This is a genomic window from Vicinamibacterales bacterium (assembly GCA_036012125.1).
Lineage (GTDB): Bacteria > Acidobacteriota > Vicinamibacteria > Vicinamibacterales > UBA823 > UBA11600.
The window spans coordinates 48,345-69,179 of sequence record DASCOS010000011.1 but is presented as its reverse complement, the minus strand read 5'-3'; the positions used below and the strand labels follow the sequence as shown (position 1 = coordinate 69,179).

Here is a 20,835-nt window from a genome sequence, read left to right as displayed (position 1 = left end):
TCATGTCCCGCTTGCAGACGCCGATTCGACGAAACGATAACGTGATGGTGGTCGCAGGACGAGACCGCGGTAAAAGTGGTCGAGTGCTTCGAATTATTCCAGATACCAACCGCCTCGTTGTTGAAGGAGTGAACTTCGTCAAGCGTCATACGAAACCGAACCCAGGAAAAAACATTAAGGGGGGCATCGTTGAGCGCGAAGCATCACTACACGTGTCCAACGTGCAGCTTATCTGTCCTGAGTGTGGTGCCGCCACTCGGATTGGAAGGCGTCTTGGTGAAGGACGAAAGGTACGTGTTTGCCGGAAGTGCGAAGGGGTAGTCGACAAATGAGCCGGATGCGGGAACGGTACGTCAGCGAAGTGATGCCCGCTCTCCGTAAGGAGTTTGGCTATCGTAGTGTGATGGCTATTCCAAAGCTTGAAAAGATTGTTGTCAACATGGGGTTGGGTGAGGCGACGCAGAACGTCAAGCTCATTGATGTTGGTGTTGACGAGTTAAGTCGGATTACTGGCCAGCGCGCCGTAGTTCGACGGGCAAAGAAGTCAGTAGCGCAGTTCAAGGTAAGGCAAGGACAGCCAATCGGGTCGATGGTGACTCTGCGTGGGCAGCAAATGTATGAATTCCTTGACCGTTTGATTTCTGTGGCCTTGCCGCGTGTTCGAGACTTTCGTGGCATTTCGTTGCGAGGTTTTGACGGTCGGGGAAACTACACGTTGGGTTTGAAAGACCAATTGATTTTTTTAGAGATCGATTACATGAAGGTCGATACGACGCGCGGAATGAACATCTCAGTTGTAACTACGGCGGGAACAGATGAAGAAGGCCGGAAGCTCCTGCAATTAATGGGGATGCCCTTTCGGACGAGTTGACGGTGACCATACATTTAACAGTGTGTAGGTAAAGAGTAATGGCAACGACAGCCAAGAGAGTGAAAGAGAGTAAGACCCCTAAGTTCGAGGTGCGTCGGCGTAATCGCTGTTGGCGGTGCGGACGCCCAAGAGCCTACATGCGAAAGTTCGCATTGTGTCGTCTTTGTTTTCGTATGTTGGCGCTCCGGGGCGATATTGCTGGCGTGATTAAGAGTAGTTGGTAGAGGGCCACGTCGGTGTAGTGGAACGGTGCTTGGAAATTCGCGCCGTTATTAGTGGGTAACGTGAGAGTCAAGATATGACTGATCCAATCTCGGATATGTTGTCACGCATTCGGAATGCCACAGTCGCTCGCCATCAGCGCGTAGACGTTCCATCTTCGAAACTTAAGATGGAAATTTCGCGGATTCTTCATAACGAAGGCTATATTCAGGGATACAAGGAACTTGATGCAAAGCCTGGCGTTAATGGTGGAGCTCAGAAGACTATCCGCATTCTGCTGAAGTACGGACCCAGAGGTGAGCGGGTTATCACTGGAATTAACCGTGTGAGCCGACCGGGTCGTCGGGTTTATTTTCGGCGCGATGCGGTGCCGAAGGTGCTCGCTGGGTTGGGTACCAATATCTTAACAACCTCGCAAGGTGTGATGACTGGCCGCGAGGCCACGCGTACAGGCATTGGCGGCGAAGTCCTGTGCAACGTTTGGTAGCAGGTGTCTAGGGAAGTTGAATCATGTCTCGCATAGGCAAGAAGCCAATTGTTGTGCCCAAGGATGTGACGGTCAAGGTCGGTAAAGCCGTTGTCGATGTGAAGGGACCAAGAGGCCAGCTCGCGCAGGCCATTCCACCGGGGATCGGCTTTCAGTTGGAAGGCAACATTCTTCAGGCGCAAATCGTCAGAGATGAGCCAGGTTTAAACAAGTTCCACGGGTTGGCGAGGAGCCTTGTCAACAACGCGGTACAAGGTGTGGTGGATGGCTTCACGCGTGAACTCGACATCGTTGGTATCGGATACCGGGCCGAGCTCAAGGGACGGCAGGTGGTATTTACACTCGGTTACTCTCATCCTGTCGTGTTCGATTTGCCAGACGGAATCGACGTGAAAATTGACCGTCAGACTCACATTGCCGTGCAGGGTATTGACAGGCAATTGGTTGGCCAGGTCGCGGCCGACATTCGTTCCCTTCGCAAGCCCGATCCGTACAAGCAGAAAGGCATTCAATATACCGGCGAGAAACTAAAGAAAAAAGTCGGGAAGACTGGTGCGTGAGGGTGAATGGGGCATGAGAATTAAAACGAAGAAGGATCGGCGACAGCGCATTCAGTTCAGAACGCGAAAGCGTGTGACCGGCACAGCTGAACGGCCAAGGCTCACTGTTTTCAGAAGCGCGCAGCACATTTATGCGCAAGCGATTGACGATGTTTCTGGCACAACGGTAGTGGCTGCATCAAGCATTGAGCCTACCGTCAGGGCAGCGTTTGATAAGGAAACTGGTGGGGGTAATGTGGCCGGCGCGAAGGCGGTCGGGAAGGTCGTCGCAGAGCGGTTGATCGCGAGCGGTGTGAATAGCGTCGTTTTTGATCGGGGAGGATTTCTATATCACGGGCGTGTGCAGGCGATGGCCGAGGCCGTGCGCGAAGCAGGGCTGCGGTTCTAACCAGACACAGAAGGCGGAGCGGTCGCCGCGGTTGAGAGATTATGTTTGAGACGAGAGAAAAAATTGATCCGACGGAACTTGATTTGAGAGACATGGTTGTGTCAATCAATCGAGTCACGAAAGTCGTTAAGGGCGGTAAGAATCTGAGCTTCAGTGCTTTAGTTGTTGTCGGCGACGGACTGGGTGCTGTCGGCTTCGCAGTTGGTAAAGCAAAAGAGGTCCCCTCGGCTATTAAGAAAGGTATTGAGGCGGCTCGAAAGGCGCTGATCCGAGTGCCGCTACAGGGGACGACTATTCCACATACTGTGGTTGGCCGCTATGGTGCGGGTAAGGTTCTGTTAAAGCCAGCTCCTGAAGGTACAGGCATTATTGCAGGTGGAGCCGTTCGGGCTGTAGTTGAATCAGCCGGTATTCAGAACATTCTTACTAAGTCGATTGGCTCTCCGAATCCGCATAACGTTGTACGTGCTACTTTCATGGGTCTCACGAGTTTACTAGATCCGGTTACGGTGGCTCGTCTCAGGGGAAAGAGTGTTGAGGAATTAGGCGAGGCCTTTGTCCCAACGAACGATTAGGTCGACGTGCCCGTTGAATGATGCGGGAGGATGGGTAACCCATGGCGAAGCGGACGAGAAAATCAGTGGTCCCCAAGGTAAAGGTGACGTTGGTGAAGAGCACAATTGGTTACGACAACCGGCAGGCAGCTGTTGTGCGTGGTCTTGGGCTACGTCGGCTAGGGCACTGCGTCGAATTACCGGACGCACCATCGATTCGAGGCATGGTTCATAAGGTGCGCCACCTGGTACGGGTCGAAGAGGTCGGTTCCTAATCAGATTCACCTTCAGGAAATTGGTAATGGACTTAAGCAATCTTCAACCACCTAAAGGTCGCACCCGAACGAAGAAGCGAGTTGGTCGTGGTCAAGGTTCCGGTAATGGCAAGACTGCTGGTCGTGGACACAAGGGGCAGAAATCTCGCTCTGGTTATCGCCGGAAAGTTGGTTTCGAGGGCGGTCAGATGCCTTTGCACCGCCGGGTTCCGAAACGTGGATTTAATAACCCATTTCGGGTTGAGTACACCGTGATTAATCTCGATACCCTTATGGAGCGGTTTGAGCCTGGCGTCGACGTAACACTTGACCTACTTCGCGAACACGGGCTGATTCATGGCAGTAAGCGGAAGGTCAAGATTTTGGCACGTGGCGATCTGACGAAAGCACTCACGGTGCACGCACACCGATTCAGCGGTAAGGCGGCTGAAAAAATCACGTCCGGTGGCGGTCAAGCGGTTGTGATAGAGAGCTCAGTGAAAACGACAGAGTAGTCATGATAGAGAGCATCAAGAGCGTCTTTGCCGTTCCGGAGCTTCGGAATCGTGTGTTATTCACGTTCGCGGTGCTCGGTGTATATCGTGTGGGCAACCACGTACCGACGCCAGGTGTAAACACTGAAGCTCTTGCGATCTTGGCGGAGCAGGCCGCTAACACTATGTTCGGGCTCTACGACATGTTCTCGGGCGGGAATCTATCAAGGGTAACGATTTTTGCATTGGGCATAATGCCTTACATCAGCGCGTCGATCATTCTACAACTGCTGACCGTTGTCTGGCCGTATCTTGAACGGTTGTCGAAGGAGGGGGAGCTTGGTCGACGGAAGATTACACAGTACACGCGTTACGGCACCCTGTTTCTTTGCGTCGTTCAATCGCTTGGAATTTCAATTTTTCTAGAGCGTCAGACAAATATTGCAGGCGGTTTGCCACTAGTCTATGAGCCGGGTTGGAGCTTCCGTCTATTGACAGTGTTAACGTTGACGACGGGCACTATCTTCATCATGTGGCTCGGCGAGCAGATTACTGAGCGCGGAATCGGTAATGGGATGTCACTTATTATCTTCGCGGGCATCGTGGTGGGTCTGCCGAGTGCGGTAATTACAACGGTCGATCAGCTCCGCTCAGGACAGATTGGCTTGTTTCGTTTGATTGCACTTGTTGGGCTCATGATGGCTGTGGTGGCTGCAGTTGTCTTTATCGAGCGAGGCCATCGGCGAGTCGTAGTGCAATACGCTAAGCGCGTTGTTGGTCGGCGGATGACTGGTGGTACCAGTACGCATATTCCGTTGAAGGTGAACACGGGTGGAGTTATTCCAGTCATCTTTGCTTCCTCGATTCTAGCGTTTCCTGCAACGATTGCGGGTGTGTTACCGGCTGGGAGCTGGGGGCAGACAGTCACCGACCAACTGACCTATGGTATGCCTCTGTATTACCTTCTCTACGTATCCGGCATCATTTTCTTTGCCTATTTTTATACGGCCATCATTTTTAATCCTGATGATGTCGCTGAGAACATGCGTAAGTATGGTGGATTCATTCCTGGAATTCGGCCTGGGAAGAGGACAGCCGAATACATTGACACAATTTTGACGCGGATTACCCTGGCTGGCGCGATCTATTTGGCGATGGTCGCTGTTTTGCCAGATCTTCTTATTGTAGGAATCCGAGTCGCACCGATTCCATTCATTGGGGAACAACTTGATGCGGTTCTTCCGCAGTTTATTACCCAGGGAATGAACGTGACGTTTTATTTCGGAGGCACGTCCTTGCTCATCATCGTTGGCGTGTCGATGGATACGGTGCAGCAGGTTGAATCGCAGCTCATTATGCGGCACTACGATGGCTTTATGAAGAAGACTCGTATTCGTGGGAGACGAGGCTAGGGCCTACCTGAGTTTGCGGAGATGGGATGCAGCTTAACATTGCAATGCTCGGACCACCAGGGGCAGGGAAGGGTACGCAGGCTTCGCAACTAGGGGAAGTGCGAAATGTGCCAAGAATTTCGACGGGCGATATCTTGCGAGAAGCTGCACAACTGGAGACCGAGTTTGGTCGTGCGGTGCAGGCAACCATGGATGCTGGTGGCTTGGTGAGTGACGAGGTGATGATCGGAATTGTCCGTGAGCGATTGGTGAGGGAAGATGCACTGGAGGGCTTCGTGCTAGATGGTTTTCCGAGGACCGTAGCTCAGGCTGAAGCGCTGGATACGATATTGGTTGATCGCGATCCACTGATTGTCCTTGACATTTCTGTTTCCTCTGATGAGTTGGTACGTCGACTTGCTGCTAGGCGTGTCTGTGGAGAGTGCGGGGAAATTTTTGGTGACCATTTGGGAACTGAGTGCGGGAAATGCGGTGGTGCGTTGGTGCAACGAAGCGATGACCGCGAGTCGATTGTGCGCGAGCGGTTGAAAGTTTACGCTCGCGACTCGGAACCTTTGACGAGTTATTATCGTGGCCGTAGAACATTCGCTGAGATTGATGGAAGTCGAACGCCGGATGTAGTCGAGCGATTGGTGCAGGAAGCGATTGATCGTTTTCAGGGTTCGCCGGAGCGGGACCGCTCGTGACTAATGCGAGGATAGGCGAGTGATTGTGTGCAAATCGCCTGAGGAACTGATACGGATGCGTGCGGCGAATCAGGTTGTGGCAAGCGTGCTGGATGAGTTACGGACGATAGCCGCGCCTGGCGTTACCACGGCCGAACTGGATGCGACTGTCGAGGCTCGTGTACGTGAGGCCGGTGCTACGCCGGCTTTCAAAGGTTACCGGGGTTTTCCAGCGAGCTTGTGTGCTTCGATTAATGATGAGGTAGTTCACGGGATTCCGTCACCGAGAAAACTAATGGCAGGTGATATCGTGTCGCTTGATGTCGGCGTTTTACTAGATGGTTATTACGGAGACTCTGCGGTGACGGTGGCCATTGGGACGGTTTCGGACGAGGTGAAGCAGTTATTACGGGTAACACGTGAGGCTCTAGATCTTGGTATTGAGCGAATGCGAGTAGGGTCGAGAGTTTCGGATATCGGCCACGCCATTCAATGTCACGTAGAAGCCAATGGTTTTTCGGTGGTTCGGGAGTTCGTAGGTCACGGTATCGGCACGAAGTTGCATGAGGAGCCTCAGATTCCGAACTATGGTGAACCTGGTCGAGGTCCGAGACTGGCCGAAGGCATGGTTTTGGCAATTGAGCCAATGGTGAATATTGGCAAACCAACTGTACGCGTACTCGATGATCAGTGGACGGCTGTGACTAGGGACGGTAGCCTGTCTGCTCACTTTGAGCACACGGTTGCCGTAACCTCAAGCAGCGCAGAAGTCTTGACACGGAGGCCGGGCGATTCGCAGACCGTAACAGCGTGAGGAAGCGGAAATGAAGGTTCGAACATCTGTCAAACGTATGTGTGCCAAGTGTAAGATTGTTCGGCGACGAGGTGTCGTTAGGGTTGTCTGCAGCAATCAGAAACATAAGCAGCGACAGGGTTGAACGAGAAGTAGCAATGGAGTGCAACGGTTGCACGTGAGAGCGAAGGACACAGATGGCACGTATTTCAGGCGTTGATTTACCCATAACGAAACGGATTGAGATCGGTTTGACTTCTATTTATGGAATCGGCCGAAAACGGGCAACTGATATTCTTGAGGTGGCTGGTGTCAGTGGCGATGTTCGGGTCAAGGATCTCTCTGAAGACGACGTTCGTAAGATCAGTCGCGTGATCGAAGAGCAAGGTCAGGTTGAGGGTGACCTGCGTAAGGAAATCTCTGTGAGCATTAAACGGCTCATGGAAATCGGTTGCTATCGGGGAATGCGTCACCGACGAAACTTACCTGTACGTGGGCAGCGGACTCACACCAACGCTCGGACTCGTAAGGGGCCGAGGAAAGGTGCGGTCGCTAAGAAAAGGACGGTTTAGCGCGAAAGGTCTCAAGGCATGGCGAAGAAAGAAGCGATTGAAAGTGCACTTTCAGAACCGACGAAAAAGTCTGTTAAACGGAAAAAAACTTTCAAAAAGCGCGGCGTGAAGCGTGTCGTGCAGCATGGCCACGCGCATATTCAAGTGTCGTTCAATAACACCATTATTACGATCACCGATGCTGACGGTAATGTAGTCGCTTGGTCTAGCGCAGGTGGTATTGGTTTTAAAGGGTCGCGCAAGGGCACTCCGTTTGCAGCAACCCAGGCAGCTATTACCGCTGGGAAGGCGGCTAAGGGAGTGGGTATGCGGTCGCTTGAAGTACGTGTAAAGGGGCCTGGTGCTGGAAGAGAGTCGGCGGTTCGTGCTCTCCAGACGATCGGATTGGATGTCAGGTCGATCCGTGATGTGACTCCGGTGCCGCACAATGGTTGTCGCCCTCAGAAACGTCGGCGGGTCTAACAGTTATGGGAATTGTTATTGGAATGAGACGGTAAGGACACGACATGGCACGATACACAGGTGCGGTTTGCCGGCTTTGCCGGCGTGAGGGCATGAAGCTCTTTCTAAAGGGCGAGCGGTGTTATATGGAGAAGTGCGCCATTGAAAAGCGTAACGTTCCGCCAGGTCACCACGGCAAGGGTCGGAAGGCTAAGCTCATGGGGTACGGTTTGCAGCTTCGTGAGAAACAGAAAGTGAAGCGTACCTATGGCGTACTAGAAAGTCAGTTCAGACGCTATTTTGAGTCTGCCGATCGCCATCGGGGCATAACCGGTGAGACCTTACTTCAGCTACTTGAGCGTCGATTTGACAACGTGATCTACAGGCTCGGATTAGCGACCTCACGACCCCAGGCGAGGCAACTCGTGCGTCATGGACACTTCTTTATTAATGGCTGCCGTGTCAATGTGCCGTCGTACTCGGTGGGAGTTGGTGATGTATTGAGCGTGCGCGAGTCAAAGGCCAAGAGTAAGTCGATTCAACACGCGATGGAGGAAGTTAAGGGGCGGGGAATTCCCGAGTGGCTCGAGTTTGATGCAGAACAGCTCTCCGGCCGCGTTGCGTCGTTGCCGACACGACAGCAGATTAATCTGCCCGTGCAAGAGCAGCTTATAGTCGAGCTTTACTCCAAGTAATTCTCGACAACCGTCAGAATTCGGTAGAAACGATTTGAGAAAGGACTGATGTCGATGTTGTGGAAAGGTTTCCAACGGCCAAAGCGCTTGGAGTTTGAGCGGGAAACGTTGACTGACCGATTCGGTCGGTTTTCTGCGCAGCCATTCGAGCGTGGATTCGGCACTACTGTCGGGAACGCAGTGCGCCGCGTATTACTCTCATCAATCGAAGGCGCAGCGGTCGTCGCGGTAAAGATCGAGGGTGTACAACACGAGTTCTCTCCGATTCCAGGTGTTGTTGAGGATGCGATAGATATTATTCTGAATGTTAAGCAGGTGCCACTGCGGATGCATGTAGAGCACCCTAAGACCCTGTCGCTCACGTCGGAGAAGGTTGGTGAGATAAAAGCCCGTGACATTCAGACGGACTCTGATGTGGAAATCCTTGAACCGGATGCTCACATCGCAACGATTGGCGAAGGTGGCCGATTACAAATGGAAATGAGGGTTCGTCAAAACCGGGGTTATGTGTCGGCCGATAAGAATTTTGATGATGATTTGGGGATCGGCTGGATTCCAATCGACTCCGTCCACTCGCCGATCAAGAAGGTTAATTACCTTGTCGAAGCAGCCCGGCTGGGACAAACCACTGATTACGAAAAAGTAACTTTGGATGTCTGGACTAACGGCTCGATTACGCCGCGTGATGCAGTGTCGTTGGCTTCGAAGTTGATTCAAGATCACCTAAAGATCTTTATCTCCCTAGATGATCCAGTTGAGCAAGCACAGGACCTCTCAGTTGAACAGCCAATACTGACCTCAAACGAGAACCTCGAGAAGAGTGTAGAAGAATTGGAGCTCTCGGTACGATCATACAACTGCCTGAAGAATGCTGAGATTAGTACGATCTCTGAGCTTGTGCAGAAGACGGAAGCCGAAATGCTTAAGACTAAAAACTTCGGAAGGAAGTCTTTGAACGAGATTAAGGAAATCCTTACAAACATGGGACTTAGCCTTGGTATGCGGCTCGATCAGACAGTGCCGCAGCCTGAGGCGAAGCCACAATCTGAAATCGACCCTGCGGTCTGAAGCGCGTAGTGGACGAATGCGTGCAACATAGAACTGTGAAGGTTATATGCGTCATCGAGTAGCACATCGAAAGTTGGGACGGGTTAGCGAGCATCGGAAGTCATTGCTCAGAAATCAGGCTGAGGCGTTGCTGCGTCACGAGCGAATTCAGACGACTGTGTCCAAGGCAAAGGAATTGCGACCGTTCGTGGAGCGTCTGGTTACGATTGCTAAGCGTGGACTGGCGAGTGACGATGTGGTGCGTGGCGTAAATGCACGAAGACTCGTTCGTCGTGACATTGCTGATCAGGTGATTGTGAGTAAGCTGTTTGATGGAATTGCGCCACGCTTCGAGAAGCGGGCAGGTGGTTACACGCGTCTCCTTCGGCTCGGGTTACGGCAGGGTGACAAGGCAGAAATGGCGCAAGTGGAACTGGTGGGTAGCGAGTACTCGCCAGCGTCAACAGAACCGTTGCAACCTGAAGTTACGACTTCACAGAAATCAAGCCAAGGAGTTGGAGGGCGGCTCCGAGCTGCCGCGCGACGAATCCAAGGTAAAGGTGACGTGGACGGTTCTACCGAGAAATCCTAAAAGGTTTAGGAGAAACCCAAGGTCTCCTTGATATCTGGCTGCTGGGTCAGCCGTTGCCGGCTGTTTTCTATGAGCTTTCGGCCTTTGCTGCTGAGATGATGTCACTGTGGAGGTGAGCCGGCACCTCTTCGTAGTGAGAGAACTTCATTTGATATGCTCCTCGGCCACCGGTCGCGGACGTGAGTTGCTGTTCATAGGTCAACATTTCCGCAATTGGGACCTGAGCTTTAATCGCGGTCATTGCGCCGCGAGGCTCCATCCCACCTATGCGGCCGCGTCGACTATTGAGATCGCCCATTAGATCGCCAGCAAATTCGCTCGGAGAGTAGATTTCAACGTTCATGATCGGTTCCAGAAGTGTGGGCTTGGCGCGTGTCATTGCATCCTTAAACGCCAAGGAACCTGCCATCTTGAACGACATCTCGTTTGAGTCTACTGGGTGGAACGAGCCATCGAACACCGTTGCCTTAAAATCGACGACTGGGTAGCCCGCGAGATATCCACGCATCCGTGACTGCTGGATGCCTTTCTCGACTGCTGGTACAAACTGTCTCGGGATAGAACCACCAAAGATCTCATTAGCGAACTCGAAATCGCTACCCCGAGGTAACGGTTCCATGCGGATCTTGCAGTCACCGAATTGTCCGTGACCGCCAGTCTGTTTCTTGTGGCGTCCGTGGGCCTCAGTTGAAGCCAAAATCGTTTCGCGGTACGCAATCCGTGGCAGCTTGAGATTCACCTCGACGCCAAAACGACGTTTTAGTTTGGCTACCGTAACCTCAATGTGTACCTGCCCCTGGCCCGAGAGCAGGAGTTCCTGAGTTTGGTCGTCTCGCCCGTACTCGATTGTCGGGTCTTCTTCCCTAAGGCGTTGCAGTGATGTGCTGATTTTCTCTTCGTCGCCACGACTTTTCGGTTCGATCGCGTAGGACAATACTGGAGATGGGAACGTGAACGGTGGAAACCTGCTCGAGTCACCTTTATCCGCCAGAGTATCGCCTGTGTGTGTGTCTTTTAGTTTTGCAACGGCACCGAGATCCCCAGCACGGAGTTCATCCACAGAAGTTTGAGTCTTGCCTTGGAGTAGCAGTAAGCTGCCGAAGCGCTCAGCCGAATCCTTTGTGAGGTTATGTACCGTTGCATCAGCTTGAATGGTGCCGGAAACAACGCGGAACATTGTGATGCGTCCGGCGAACGGATCGGCAATAGTCTTCCATACATAGGCAGCGATTGGTCCCTCGCTTGAGGCAACCTTCTGTTCGGACTCTTTGTCACTGTTTGCACTAGGGAACGGACGATCGGCTGGGGATGGAGTATATTTTACGAGAGCATCTAGGAGCGGTACGACGCCGATATTAAGCGTAGCCGAGGTGCACACTAGAGGTGCAACTTGGCCTGCGAGGACTGCTGTGCGGAGGCCGGCTTCGAGTTCTTCTTGTGTGAGCGTTCCAGCCTCGAAGAACTTCTCCATAAGGTTGTCATCGGCTTCCGCCACCATTTCAATCAAAGCCTCTCGTGCAGTCTTCGCCGAAGCAACGATATCGTCTGGAATGTCTTCAACTGAAGGTTTGCCGTTGCTGCCTGAGGCGAACACGAGTGCCCTCATGGCAACGAGGTCGACGACTCCCCGGAACGATTTTTCACTACCGATTGGCACTTGGATTGGCACGATGGTGCGCCCAAGCACGTCCTGAAGCGACGTAAGGGAACGAGTCAAGCTAGCTCGCTCCCGATCAAGGTGGTTAAGTACGACCACTCTAGGAATACCGAGTTCTTGTGCCTCAGCCCAGGTCTTTTCCGTTTGTACTTCAACTCCTGAGACAGCGTCCACCACGACAACAGCGGCATCGCTGACGCCCATTGCAGTTCTTGCTTCGCTGAGGAAATTAGCGATCCCTGGGGTGTCAAGAACGTTGATTTTAGTCTTGTTCCACTCAGCGTAGGCAGCACTCGCGGCTAGGGTATGTTTCCTCTCGATAGCCTCCTCGTCAAAGTCGGTGACCGTGGTGCCTTCGTCTACCATCCCCAAGCGGTTCACCATGCCCGCATCAAACAACATGGCAGAGGTCAGCTGCGTCTTTCCGGAGCCACTATGCCCGACGATCGCAACATTCCTAATGCTCGGTGTGTCGTAGACCCTCATTGCGGTTACCCTCCCTCGTTCAAGAGACCCAAACCTAACCAGTGTGCATAGGTAGGCAGCCCAGCCCCAAACCCGAAAGGACATCATATATCAGGCCTCCGCTGTCGGACAGTAGAAGGAGTCCGAGAGGATTTCATCTTGACACTGCGGCGCGCGTTCCCTACGATGCAGGTCGCTTTGGGGGGGGGTAGTTCGTTGGTGGGTCTATCTGGCGTTTGGCGTGAGGTACGTTGTGCTCGGTTTCGTTCCTAAGGAAATCTTCTTAACCAAGGGTGTAGGCAGACATCGCGAGAAGCTCACGTCTTTTGAGCGGGCGCTGAGGTCGGCTGGCATCGCGGCGTGCAATCTTGTACGGGTCTCGAGTATCTTCCCGCCAGGCTGTAAGATTTTGTCACGCACTGAAGGCGTGCGGCGGCTTCAGCCTGGGCAGGTCACTTTTGTAGTCATGTCGGACGCAGCCTCCCGGGAACCACACCGACTTATAGCTGCTACGATCGGTTTAGCAATTCCACGAGACCCGATGCTTCACGGCTATCTTTCTGAGCACCATAGCTATGGCGAGAACGAGGACACCGCTGGCGACTATGCCGAAGAGTTGGCTGCCGAGATGCTGGCGACTGCGCTGGATCTCGACTTCGATCCTGATAAGAGCTGGGACGAGAAGAAAGAGGTATACCGGCTCTCCAATCAGATCGTCAACACTAGAAACGTTACTCAGTCTGCCGTTGGTGACAAGCAAGGGCGATGGACCACAGTGATTGCTGCTGCGGTGCTCGTTGGCTGAGTTTCTCAACGCTAATCAATTCACGGTCTATCTTCTTGTTGTTTAGGTAAGTTGGTTTCTCGTCTGGATGCTATCGCGCCGACCAATACAACTGGCCGATGTTTTATGAAGCATATTAAGATCGACTGGAGACAGTGAAGGCTAATAATAGTTTCTCTTGGGTCGAGCTGCTGATCGTTATCGCGGTTGTAGGCATAGTTGGAGCCATTTCAGTTCCGAGCTGGCTTCGTGCTCGTGTAGCGGGCAGTGAGGCGGCCATAGTTGCTTTGCTGCACGCTATTAACAGTGCTCAGTCGCGCTATGCAGCTAGCTGCGCTAACGGCTACTATGCGCCGAACTTAGCTTTGTTGGCTACGCCACCTGCCACGGGTGGCGACCATGGTTTCCTTGGCCAAGATTTTGAAAACGATCCTTCGCTGAAGAAGTCATATAGCATCACATTAACTGCTGGTTTGGAAGCACCCGGCGTTCCTGCTCCGTGTAACGATACGGTGCCTGGCACGGTCGTGACGACTTACTTCGTAACCGCTGTTCCGACGAACGATGGAGATCATGTTTTTGGTACGAATCAGAGCGGAAGGGTTTATCAATCGAGCGGGCCCATGAAGGTGACGTTTAGCGGGGTCCCGAGTGGAGCGAGCGAGATTCAGTGAATATGGTGGTGTTCTTATGAGTTTAGCAGCCTTTCGGTTAAGTGCGGTGTTCGTGTTGGTTGGGTTTGGCGCCTCAGTCGCGTCTACTTATGTGCACGCTCGGATATTCAGCGATCCGACCTACGTCAGTTTTTGCGATGTTAGCAGCACACTCAATTGCACGCAGGTGTACCTTAGCCAATACGGTAGCATCGGCGGTGTCCCAGTTGCCTATCTTGGTCTAGTGTGGTTCATGTTTGCTGGCGCCCTCATTCTGGCAGCCTGGCGAAGCACGTCTTTAATCAGGGCACATCTCGCAGCGTATCTGTTCTTGTTGTCGACTGTGGCGCTGGCGTTTGTGTTTTATCTAGCCTACGCCTCGTTTGTCGTCCTAGGGACTATCTGCATGCTGTGTGTTGCTGTATACGTGGCGGTTGCAGGACTTTTCGTCGTGTCGGGGGCCTCCACAACGACGACGATATCCCAAGTGCCAGGCCTAATAGTGGAGGATATTCGGGTCCTAAGAGGATTTCCGATCGGATTTGCCTTAATGATTTCATTGGTTCTTGGGTCAGTGTTGGGTGGGGCATGGCTTAGAACGACGACAGAATTAGAGGGGGTTACAACGGCGCCAGCGACCTTGTCGGTTAGCGAGCGGGAGGAGTTTATTCGCTGGTGGAGTTCACAACGTCGCGTGGAATTACCGATCGTAGATGAAGATGCTGAAGTTCTTGTCTTGAAGTTTAACGACTACATGTGTCCACCATGCAAGCAGACCTATCTGAACTATAAGTCAGTGTTCGCGAAGTACGAGGCCATACGACCTGGAGCTGTCAAGCTGTTGACCAAGCATTATCCACTCGACCCGGAGTGTAATGAGACAGCACCTAACGGCATACACTATGCGTCTTGTGAGGCTGCCGCTGCGGTGCTGCTGGCCGGGCGTGGTGGCGAGGAAAGGGTTGGGGCACTCGAAGACTGGCTTTTTGAGCACCAAGCCACCTTGTCAGCGAGCAGCGTTCAAACCGCTGCTCGTGATGTCGGTGGGGTAGATGACTTTGAAGCCGAGTACTCATCGATACTTGAGAGGGTGCGCGACGATATTGCACTTGGTGTGAGTCTTCGTGTCGAAGCGACACCGACATTCGTTATCAACGGTGTAGCTATTACTGGTGGCTTAACGGTGCAGTACTTTGATGCGGCGATCGCTTTCGAGCTCGAACGAGCCGGAACAACTCAATAGGATCGTTTGAGGCAGGTTGATGTCTGCACTGTCTACTCAACCAGTTAGGGTCTTAAGCCTAGTCGTTTCAATGCGGCGTTGATCTGTCTAGTTGTTACGTCGTCTACGACGATCGTTGTTCCGATCGACGACGGCAGGACAAAGTGTAACTTTCCCTCCTTAATCTTCTTATCACGATTGATCATGTCAATGACCTGCTTTGAGGAGAGGTCGGCGACTGATGGCATAGGTCCAAGTTTGGTAACTAACTCTGACAATGCCTTACGGGGTTCTGGCGCGAGTGTTCGACGTCGTACTGCGATATCGGCCGCTGCTAACATGCCGTAGCCGACAGCCTCGCCGTGTTTGAAGCGACGGTATTTTGTTACTGCCTCGATCGCATGACCGACCGTATGGCCAAAATTTAATATGCGGCGAAGTCCGGCTTCCCGCTCATCTGTTTCTACGATTGAACTCTTAATTCGACAACATTCTGCAATGATCGGTTGGAGAGCCATCTGGTTATGATCGAACAGCGCTGACAGATCGCGTTCAACGCGTTCGAAGAGATCACGGTCCGCGATCATCCCGTATTTGATGACTTCATAGAGGCCAGCTCGGAACTCCCGCCGAGGCAATGTGGTCAGTAGTTCGGGATCGATGAGTACTGACGCCGGCGGGTAGAATGCACCAATCAGATTCTTGCCAAGTGTGTGGTTGACTCCAACTTTACCGCCAATCGCACTGTCAACCTGTGCGAGAAGAGTGGTCGGGACATGGAGAATAGTGATACCTCGAAGAAACGTTGCGGCTGCGAACCCCGCCACGTCTCCTACGATGCCACCGCCGACCGCTACTAGGGTCGCCTGACGGTCTGCCCCAGTGTGGATTAACGATTCATAGATTCGGCTGACTGTATGTAGTGTTTTGAAGCGTTCGCCGTCAGGAATCAGAATAAGTTCTGCATCAGGAAGTGCGGTGCTAATAGATTGTCCGTGAATCCGCCAGATGGTGGAGTTAGAGACGATGAATCGCCTGCCTTTTGGCGCTGTCTGGTCAACTAGCGATGAAAGACGCGATGTCAGGCCGGTCGCGATATGAATCGGGTATGTGTGTGTGCCAGAGGTTATGTTGATGCAAGTCGGTTTCATCGGTGGAAGAAATCCTTCGACTAGGGATCAGATGGTAGGATAGCAGTAATTTGGAGTTTTCGTGCGTCCCACTCGGTGACCTGAGCGCGTCTTACGATACGTCACCGGATGGGCAGATGTAGTCGGGCTGCGCTATTAATTTATTATTCGCAATCCGACACGTTTAGGAAGAGTGAGGCGGCGGCTCGATGGCGGACAAGAAGATCGCTTTTGTTACGGAAATCACACCAAGGTCGAAGGATTTTTCCAGATGGTATCTCGACGTTGTGAAGCGGGCTGAGCTCGCAGATTACTCACCAGTTAAAGGATGCATGATCATCCGGCCGTACGGTTACGCAATCTGGGAGTTGATGCAGCAGGCGCTGGATCGTCGATTCAAGGCCACCGGCCACGTTAACGCGTATTTCCCTTTATTCATTCCCGAGAGTTTGCTACGTAAAGAAGCGGCTCACGTTGAGGGTTTTGCGCCACAGGTGGCTTGGGTGACCCGAGGTGGTGATGAGGAGTTAGAAGAGCGACTGGTCATCCGCCCGACTTCCGAAGCAATAATCGGCATGATGTACGCTAAGTGGATCCAATCGTGGCGTGACCTGCCGATCCTAATTAATCAATGGGCGAACGTGGTTCGGTGGGAAAAGGTAACACGGCCGTTTTTACGAACCACGGAATTCCTCTGGCAGGAGGGACACACCGCCCATGAGACGGAGCAAGAAGCGGAAGAGGAAGCACTCCGTATGTTGGGAGTCTACAAGGATTTCGCTGAACAGGAACTTGCGATGCCCGTGATTGAAGGCCGCAAGAGTGAAAGTGAAAAGTTCGCTGGAGCGGTGCACACCTACTCGATTGAGGCACTTATGGGTGACGCACGTGCTCTCCAGGCAGGCACCTCCCATCATTTGGGCCAAAACTTTGCCAAAGTGTTCGATATTACATTTCAGGCGCGGGACAAGTCAGTGCAGCACGTGTGGCAGACCTCGTGGGGAATGTCAACGCGTCTCGTTGGTGGCGTGATCATGATGCACGGCGACGATTCTGGGTTGATTTTGCCGCCTAGAATCGCACCTTATCAAGTTGTCATCGTGCCGATCTTGCGTGGTAACTGGCAGGAAACCATCTTGCCTTACGCTGAATCGGTTCGCGACGAACTCAATGCGGCAGGCGTTCGGGTAACTTTGGATGCTCGTGACTCGTATACGCCGGGGTGGAAGTTCGCCGAATGGGAACTTAAAGGGGTGCCAGTGCGCCTCGAAGTCGGACCGAAGGATATAGAAAAATCACAGGTCCTGTCGGTTCGCCGTGATAACCGTAATAAGGTGGCTTTTGCTCGTAAAGAGGTTGTCTCCGGGGTTCAGACGCTTCTCAGCGAGATTCAGCAGGAGTTGTTCGACCGTGCGTGTCGGTTCCGTGAGGAATATACGGTCAGGACGACGTCGTATGAGGAATTTAAGAAGATTATGGCGGGCCGGCCGGGATTCGTTATTTCGCCGTGGTGTGGGGAAACGATCTGCGAGGCCGCCATCAAGGCTGAAACTCAGGCGACCATTCGGAACCTACCCATGAGTGGTTTGGAAGCCTCCGTAACCTGTGTTCGCTGCGAAGCTCCGGCACGAGAACAGGCATACTTTGCCAAGTCCTACTGACTTCCACTCAACGAGACTTCCGTATTAATCGTCGTCGGGCTGGCCCTTCTGGAAGACCCACGCGATGCCGATGCTGATCCCATATAGGACCATCATTGGCGCGGCCATAGCAGTTTGCGTCACTGGATCGGCGGACGGTGTCAGAACAGCTGCAATGATGAAGATAATCAGGATTGCATACTTTGTATTCTTGATTAGAAACTTTGGCGTAACGAGTCCAAGCTTCGCGAGGAAGAACACGAGCGTTGGTAGTTGGAACACGATCCCCATTGCCAGCATCATCTTGACGTAGAGAGAAAACACCGGAGCGATTTTTGGCATGAAGTCCATGTAGTCGGTCGAGAATCCTGCGAAGAAGCTCCAGGCTAATCGGAACACTACAAAGTGCGAGAACAGCGCGCCTCCGAGGAAGAAGATCGAAGTGAATACAACAAACGGGATCGCCCACTTCTTTTCACGCGGGTAGAGGCCGGGTGCAATGAATAGCCAGATCTGGGACACGAGGATCGGCATTGCCAGTAGGAGACCGGCGAGCGCCGCCATCTTCATCCAGAGAAAGAAAGCTTCTCCAGGCTCTGTGTATATGAGTTTCCCGCCAGGCGGCAGTGCCTCCTGAAGCGGCACCATGATGAATTCAAAGATGAACTTGATAAATGCAAACGCAACAACGAAGCCGCCGAGAATGCCGTAGACCGCATAGACGAGCCGCTTCCGAAGCTCGTCTAGATGCTCTAGAAATGACATCCGACCGCCAGCCGAGCTTCCCTCGTCGTCAGCGAGCTGAGGGCCCTCAAGCGATTGCGGTTGGACGGGTGCGGGATGCGGGTCTTTTTCTGACTCCGACGACATCGAGTTCCGTCAGGGACAATCAGACGCCCGATTTTGACGGGCTCTGTTCTGAAGCCGCGTTCGTGTCGGCCGGTACGGATGCTGGCTCGGGCGCGGCGGCTGAGGAAGCTTGCGCTTCCTCGGGAGCTGGAATCGGCGTTTCTGATTTCTTTGGCTCTGGTGCGCGGGTATCCTCGACCCGAATTTCCTCTTCCAGTGTATTACGCAGGTCGTTTGATGCGCGCTTGAACTCACCGATACTTTTGCCCAGCGATCGACCCAGTTCCGGCAATTTTCGTGGACCGAAGATGATCAAGGCGATAACGAAGATGATAATGAGTTCGGGCATTCCAATTGAGCCAAACATGTTCTAGCGCTCCTTAAACCCTTCATTTTGGGTCGCTTCGGTCGGACAATCCACGTCCCCGGGACGATGCGCAGCGCGGCAATCAGTTCGTGATTGAACTGTCAGCGCGTAAAAACATACCACTCGCATTATAGGAACGTGCTCAGATCCGGTCAAGCTAGGCTCGACACGGCCATGTTCGGAACTCATTGCGAGATATGAGCTTATTTTAGTACGATCCCAAGCATGCGGATTATACGGTCGCTTCCGGTGCTAGTGATGGTCGTAGTTGTTTCTGCGCTTGCTGGCGGTCTGTTTGGCGGCCGGGTGTTGGCGACGCAGGATCAAGTGGCGGAGCAGTATAAGGCCTTCTCCAATGCCCTTGCGGTAATCGAAACTAACTACGTTGACGAGGTCGACACTGATCGACTGATTTACAGTGCGATCAATGGGATGCTGCAAACACTCGATCCGCACTCGAGCTTCATGGACCCGCGTACCTATTCACAGATGCGAGAGCGTCAAGAGGGGCGCTATTATGGTCTTGGCATTACGATTCAAGTAATAAACGGTGATATTAAAGTTATCGCGTTGTTCGAGGGGTCGCCAGCCTATATGAAGGGCATCAGGCGCGGCGATGTGATCGCCGAGATTGAAGGTGAGTCCGCGAAAGGCTGGACCAGTGACCAGGCGGTAAGAAGCCTCCGAGGCCCTAAGGGTTCAGTGGTTAATATCGCCATTCGCCGTCTTGGCTACGACGTCCTGATACCTCTTGAAGTGATGCGCGACGAGATCAATATCCAAACGATTCTTGGTGCATTCATGGTTAGTGAGTCGACAGGTTATATCCGTCTACGAGACTTTTCCGAGACCACCGATCGTGATTTAGGTGTGGCCCTTGAGGAATTGGCTACACAGGGGATGCAGCAACTACTTCTAGATCTCCGTGACAATCCCGGTGGGCCACTCGATCAAGCTATTCGTGTTGCGAACCGATTTCTTCCACGCGGTGACATGATCGTCTACACGAGGGGGCGAGTACAGAACGCAGATCAAGATTATTATGCTAGAGAGGACAGTGATTTTGCCGTTCTCACTCTGATCGTTCTAGTGAATCGTAACAGTGCCAGTGCTTCGGAGATCGTTGCGGGGGCCATTCAGGATCATGATCGAGGTCTCATTGTCGGGGAGACCACTTTCGGGAAAGCGCTCGTGCAGTCGATCTACCAGGTAAGCCAAGGTGCTGGATTGGCTCTTACAACAGCTCGTTACTACACCCCAAGTGGTCGGTTGATCCAACGACCTTGGGATGGCACATTCGACGAGTATCTGAACTATTCCTTGCAGGACCAGGAAAGGGAGCGCGACCATTCAATCACTGACCTAAAGTACACCGATTCAGGTCGACATGTTTTCAGTGGTGGTGGTATCGAACCAGATCGATTTATGGCCGGGCCCCTTGAAGGGTTCGACCCCACCCCTTTGGGTCGCCGCTTGTTCACGCGACAGGCGTTTTCTGACTACGCTCAGAGGTATTCGGCGGCTGGGGATACGCGAATCACTGAACAAGGTCAGGACCGCATCAACGTTGACAGAGATTTTGAGGTTACAGACGAAATGCTGTCTGATTTCATGGATTTTGTGACCCAGAGACGGATAGCGATTGATGACGAGGAACTGGTTGAGGACGAGGCATTTGTGAGGGCCATGATCAGGTATTACATCGACTTAGACCTCTTTGGCGTTGGTGATGCGAGGCGGCATTTAGTCGAGATTGATCCGCAGGCGACGTTCGCAATGAGCCTGTTTGCTGATGCAGAGGCACTGACGCAACTGTCTGTGGCAGGCCAGTCCATCCATTAGTGGCCGGGCGATGCCACGGTCCTTCCGTGGGCTGGCGTCCTGGCTCCAGATACTATATTTAGTGGCGAAAATTCAGCTTGCCCCAAGGCCTAGCCCCTTGGTACACTCCCGTCGTGCCCGTGCAGCATCGAGGCTCTCTGCCGTAGGGTATGAGTGGGCGGGGGACGGGCGTCTAGTAA

26 protein-coding genes and 1 pseudogene are annotated in these 20,835 nt (G+C 52.9%); 23 read left to right on the top strand and 4 right to left on the bottom strand.

Translation table 11 applies throughout. The annotated features are described in order from the left end of the window. Positions 1 to 2: 2 nt before the first annotated feature. The 18 genes and pseudogenes from rplX to rplQ all read left to right on the top strand — a co-directional run bounded on the left by rplX (position 3) and on the right by rplQ (position 9,894). Entirely contained in the window at positions 3 to 332 is a 330-nt protein-coding gene (rplX, locus tag QGH09_04690) for a 50S ribosomal protein L24 (GenBank protein HJO17484.1), read from the top strand. Beyond that, positions 329 to 871, top strand: coding sequence for a 50S ribosomal protein L5 (gene rplE, locus QGH09_04685; protein HJO17483.1), 543 nt, complete (start codon positions 329 to 331; stop codon positions 869 to 871). The genes rplX and rplE overlap by 4 nt, the downstream gene beginning before the upstream one ends. A 38-nt stretch (positions 872 to 909) precedes the next feature. Continuing rightward, positions 910 to 1,095, top strand: coding sequence for a type Z 30S ribosomal protein S14 (locus tag QGH09_04680; protein ID HJO17482.1), 186 nt, complete (start codon positions 910 to 912; stop codon positions 1,093 to 1,095). 74 nt (positions 1,096 to 1,169) lie between these two features. Further along, positions 1,170 to 1,580, top strand: coding sequence for a 30S ribosomal protein S8 (gene rpsH, locus QGH09_04675; GenBank protein ID HJO17481.1), 411 nt, complete (start codon positions 1,170 to 1,172; stop codon positions 1,578 to 1,580). Between the two features lie 23 nt (positions 1,581 to 1,603). Then, a complete protein-coding gene (gene rplF, locus QGH09_04670; protein ID HJO17480.1) occupies positions 1,604 to 2,140 on the top strand; it encodes a 50S ribosomal protein L6 in 537 nt (178 codons plus the stop codon). A 13-nt stretch (positions 2,141 to 2,153) separates the two neighbouring features. Continuing rightward, the gene (gene rplR, locus QGH09_04665) at positions 2,154 to 2,528 is read left to right on the top strand and encodes a 50S ribosomal protein L18 (GenBank protein ID HJO17479.1); all 375 of its coding nucleotides are present in this window, start codon (positions 2,154 to 2,156) and stop codon (positions 2,526 to 2,528) included. 41 nt (positions 2,529 to 2,569) lie between these two features. Next, positions 2,570 to 3,103 carry a 30S ribosomal protein S5 gene (gene rpsE / locus QGH09_04660; protein HJO17478.1) on the top strand — a complete coding sequence of 178 codons (534 nt, stop codon included), beginning with the start codon at positions 2,570 to 2,572 and terminating at the stop codon, positions 3,101 to 3,103. A gap of 65 nt (positions 3,104 to 3,168) precedes the next feature. Then, entirely contained in the window at positions 3,169 to 3,357 is a 189-nt protein-coding gene (gene rpmD / locus QGH09_04655) for a 50S ribosomal protein L30 (protein ID HJO17477.1), read from the top strand. 26 nt (positions 3,358 to 3,383) lie between these two features. Further along, positions 3,384 to 3,851, top strand: coding sequence for a 50S ribosomal protein L15 (gene rplO, locus QGH09_04650; GenBank protein HJO17476.1), 468 nt, complete (start codon positions 3,384 to 3,386; stop codon positions 3,849 to 3,851). 2 nt (positions 3,852 to 3,853) lie between these two features. Next, positions 3,854 to 5,242, top strand: coding sequence for a preprotein translocase subunit SecY (secY, locus tag QGH09_04645; protein ID HJO17475.1), 1,389 nt, complete (start codon positions 3,854 to 3,856; stop codon positions 5,240 to 5,242). Between the two features lie 26 nt (positions 5,243 to 5,268). Continuing rightward, the gene (locus QGH09_04640) at positions 5,269 to 5,928 is read left to right on the top strand and encodes an adenylate kinase (GenBank protein ID HJO17474.1); all 660 of its coding nucleotides are present in this window, start codon (positions 5,269 to 5,271) and stop codon (positions 5,926 to 5,928) included. Positions 5,929 to 5,947: 19 nt separating this feature from the next. Next, complete coding sequence (gene map / locus QGH09_04635) at positions 5,948 to 6,721, top strand: type I methionyl aminopeptidase (GenBank protein ID HJO17473.1); 774 nt, start codon at positions 5,948 to 5,950, stop codon at positions 6,719 to 6,721. A 10-nt stretch (positions 6,722 to 6,731) separates the two neighbouring features. Further along, on the top strand, positions 6,732 to 6,845 hold the full coding sequence (gene rpmJ / locus QGH09_04630) for a 50S ribosomal protein L36 (GenBank protein HJO17472.1): 114 nt from the start codon (positions 6,732 to 6,734) through the stop codon (positions 6,843 to 6,845). 52 nt (positions 6,846 to 6,897) lie between these two features. Further along, the gene (rpsM, locus tag QGH09_04625) at positions 6,898 to 7,272 is read left to right on the top strand and encodes a 30S ribosomal protein S13 (GenBank protein HJO17471.1); all 375 of its coding nucleotides are present in this window, start codon (positions 6,898 to 6,900) and stop codon (positions 7,270 to 7,272) included. A gap of 18 nt (positions 7,273 to 7,290) precedes the next feature. Further along, complete coding sequence (rpsK, locus tag QGH09_04620) at positions 7,291 to 7,734, top strand: 30S ribosomal protein S11 (protein ID HJO17470.1); 444 nt, start codon at positions 7,291 to 7,293, stop codon at positions 7,732 to 7,734. A gap of 44 nt (positions 7,735 to 7,778) precedes the next feature. Continuing rightward, positions 7,779 to 8,408, top strand: a complete 630-nt coding sequence (rpsD, locus tag QGH09_04615; GenBank protein ID HJO17469.1) for a 30S ribosomal protein S4 — start codon at positions 7,779 to 7,781, stop codon at positions 8,406 to 8,408. Between the two features lie 54 nt (positions 8,409 to 8,462). Beyond that, positions 8,463 to 9,476 (top strand): DNA-directed RNA polymerase subunit alpha, encoded by a 1,014-nt coding sequence (locus QGH09_04610; protein ID HJO17468.1) that lies wholly within the window; start codon positions 8,463 to 8,465, stop codon positions 9,474 to 9,476. Positions 9,477 to 9,522: 46 nt separating this feature from the next. Beyond that, a pseudogene (rplQ, locus tag QGH09_04605) lies at positions 9,523 to 9,894 on the top strand (50S ribosomal protein L17). Positions 9,895 to 10,114: 220 nt separating this feature from the next. Here the strand turns inward: rplQ and fusA are convergent. Continuing rightward, positions 10,115 to 12,277 (bottom strand): elongation factor G, encoded by a 2,163-nt coding sequence (gene fusA / locus QGH09_04600; protein ID HJO17467.1) that lies wholly within the window; start codon positions 12,275 to 12,277, stop codon positions 10,115 to 10,117. 145 nt (positions 12,278 to 12,422) lie between these two features. Here fusA and QGH09_04595 point away from each other — a divergent pair, with 145 nt between their 5' ends. The 3 genes from QGH09_04595 (at position 12,423) to QGH09_04585 (ending at position 14,849) form a co-directional block, all read left to right on the top strand. After that, positions 12,423 to 12,974: an arginine decarboxylase, pyruvoyl-dependent gene (locus QGH09_04595; protein HJO17466.1), complete on the top strand. Its 552-nt coding sequence runs from the start codon at positions 12,423 to 12,425 to the stop codon at positions 12,972 to 12,974. Between the two features lie 134 nt (positions 12,975 to 13,108). Then, positions 13,109 to 13,627, top strand: coding sequence for a type II secretion system protein (locus tag QGH09_04590; GenBank protein ID HJO17465.1), 519 nt, complete (start codon positions 13,109 to 13,111; stop codon positions 13,625 to 13,627). A gap of 16 nt (positions 13,628 to 13,643) precedes the next feature. Then, a complete protein-coding gene (locus QGH09_04585) occupies positions 13,644 to 14,849 on the top strand; it encodes a vitamin K epoxide reductase family protein (protein ID HJO17464.1) in 1,206 nt (401 codons plus the stop codon). A gap of 44 nt (positions 14,850 to 14,893) precedes the next feature. Here the strand turns inward: QGH09_04585 and aroB are convergent, their stop codons facing one another. Next, complete coding sequence (gene aroB / locus QGH09_04580) at positions 14,894 to 15,979, bottom strand: 3-dehydroquinate synthase (GenBank protein HJO17463.1); 1,086 nt, start codon at positions 15,977 to 15,979, stop codon at positions 14,894 to 14,896. A 188-nt stretch (positions 15,980 to 16,167) separates the two neighbouring features. On the opposite strand from aroB, the gene proS reads away from it, so the two are divergent. Then, a complete protein-coding gene (gene proS, locus QGH09_04575) occupies positions 16,168 to 17,619 on the top strand; it encodes a proline--tRNA ligase (protein HJO17462.1) in 1,452 nt (483 codons plus the stop codon). 24 nt (positions 17,620 to 17,643) lie between these two features. On the opposite strand, the gene tatC is transcribed toward proS, so the two are convergent. Both tatC and QGH09_04565 read right to left on the bottom strand, forming a co-directional pair. After that, entirely contained in the window at positions 17,644 to 18,468 is an 825-nt protein-coding gene (tatC, locus tag QGH09_04570) for a twin-arginine translocase subunit TatC (GenBank protein HJO17461.1), read from the bottom strand. Between the two features lie 19 nt (positions 18,469 to 18,487). Then, a complete protein-coding gene (locus tag QGH09_04565) occupies positions 18,488 to 18,814 on the bottom strand; it encodes a TatA/E family twin arginine-targeting protein translocase (protein ID HJO17460.1) in 327 nt (108 codons plus the stop codon). A gap of 225 nt (positions 18,815 to 19,039) precedes the next feature. Between QGH09_04565 and QGH09_04560 the strand changes: the two genes are divergently transcribed. Then, entirely contained in the window at positions 19,040 to 20,656 is a 1,617-nt protein-coding gene (locus QGH09_04560; protein ID HJO17459.1) for a S41 family peptidase, read from the top strand. Positions 20,657 to 20,835 lie beyond the last annotated feature (179 nt).

Coding starts and splice junctions, on each gene's coding strand:
- rplE (HJO17483.1), top strand. CDS start 329: ATGAGCCGGATGCGGGAACGGTACGTCAGCGAAGTGATGCCCGCTCTC.
- rplF (HJO17480.1), top strand. CDS start 1,604: ATGTCTCGCATAGGCAAGAAGCCAATTGTTGTGCCCAAGGATGTGACG.
- QGH09_04560 (HJO17459.1), top strand. CDS start 19,040: ATGCGGATTATACGGTCGCTTCCGGTGCTAGTGATGGTCGTAGTTGTT.
- aroB (HJO17463.1), bottom strand. CDS start 15,979: ATGAAACCGACTTGCATCAACATAACCTCTGGCACACACACATACCCG.
- rplX (HJO17484.1), top strand. CDS start 3: ATGTCCCGCTTGCAGACGCCGATTCGACGAAACGATAACGTGATGGTG.
- QGH09_04565 (HJO17460.1), bottom strand. CDS start 18,814: ATGTTTGGCTCAATTGGAATGCCCGAACTCATTATCATCTTCGTTATC.
- QGH09_04585 (HJO17464.1), top strand. CDS start 13,644: ATGAGTTTAGCAGCCTTTCGGTTAAGTGCGGTGTTCGTGTTGGTTGGG.
- rpmJ (HJO17472.1), top strand. CDS start 6,732: ATGAAGGTTCGAACATCTGTCAAACGTATGTGTGCCAAGTGTAAGATT.
- rpsD (HJO17469.1), top strand. CDS start 7,779: ATGGCACGATACACAGGTGCGGTTTGCCGGCTTTGCCGGCGTGAGGGC.
- rpsH (HJO17481.1), top strand. CDS start 1,170: ATGACTGATCCAATCTCGGATATGTTGTCACGCATTCGGAATGCCACA.
- QGH09_04610 (HJO17468.1), top strand. CDS start 8,463: ATGTTGTGGAAAGGTTTCCAACGGCCAAAGCGCTTGGAGTTTGAGCGG.
- rpsM (HJO17471.1), top strand. CDS start 6,898: ATGGCACGTATTTCAGGCGTTGATTTACCCATAACGAAACGGATTGAG.
- proS (HJO17462.1), top strand. CDS start 16,168: ATGGCGGACAAGAAGATCGCTTTTGTTACGGAAATCACACCAAGGTCG.
- rplO (HJO17476.1), top strand. CDS start 3,384: ATGGACTTAAGCAATCTTCAACCACCTAAAGGTCGCACCCGAACGAAG.
- rpsE (HJO17478.1), top strand. CDS start 2,570: ATGTTTGAGACGAGAGAAAAAATTGATCCGACGGAACTTGATTTGAGA.
- secY (HJO17475.1), top strand. CDS start 3,854: ATGATAGAGAGCATCAAGAGCGTCTTTGCCGTTCCGGAGCTTCGGAAT.
- rpsK (HJO17470.1), top strand. CDS start 7,291: ATGGCGAAGAAAGAAGCGATTGAAAGTGCACTTTCAGAACCGACGAAA.
- QGH09_04680 (HJO17482.1), top strand. CDS start 910: ATGGCAACGACAGCCAAGAGAGTGAAAGAGAGTAAGACCCCTAAGTTC.
- rplR (HJO17479.1), top strand. CDS start 2,154: ATGAGAATTAAAACGAAGAAGGATCGGCGACAGCGCATTCAGTTCAGA.
- QGH09_04640 (HJO17474.1), top strand. CDS start 5,269: ATGCAGCTTAACATTGCAATGCTCGGACCACCAGGGGCAGGGAAGGGT.
- fusA (HJO17467.1), bottom strand. CDS start 12,277: ATGATGTCCTTTCGGGTTTGGGGCTGGGCTGCCTACCTATGCACACTG.
- tatC (HJO17461.1), bottom strand. CDS start 18,468: ATGTCGTCGGAGTCAGAAAAAGACCCGCATCCCGCACCCGTCCAACCG.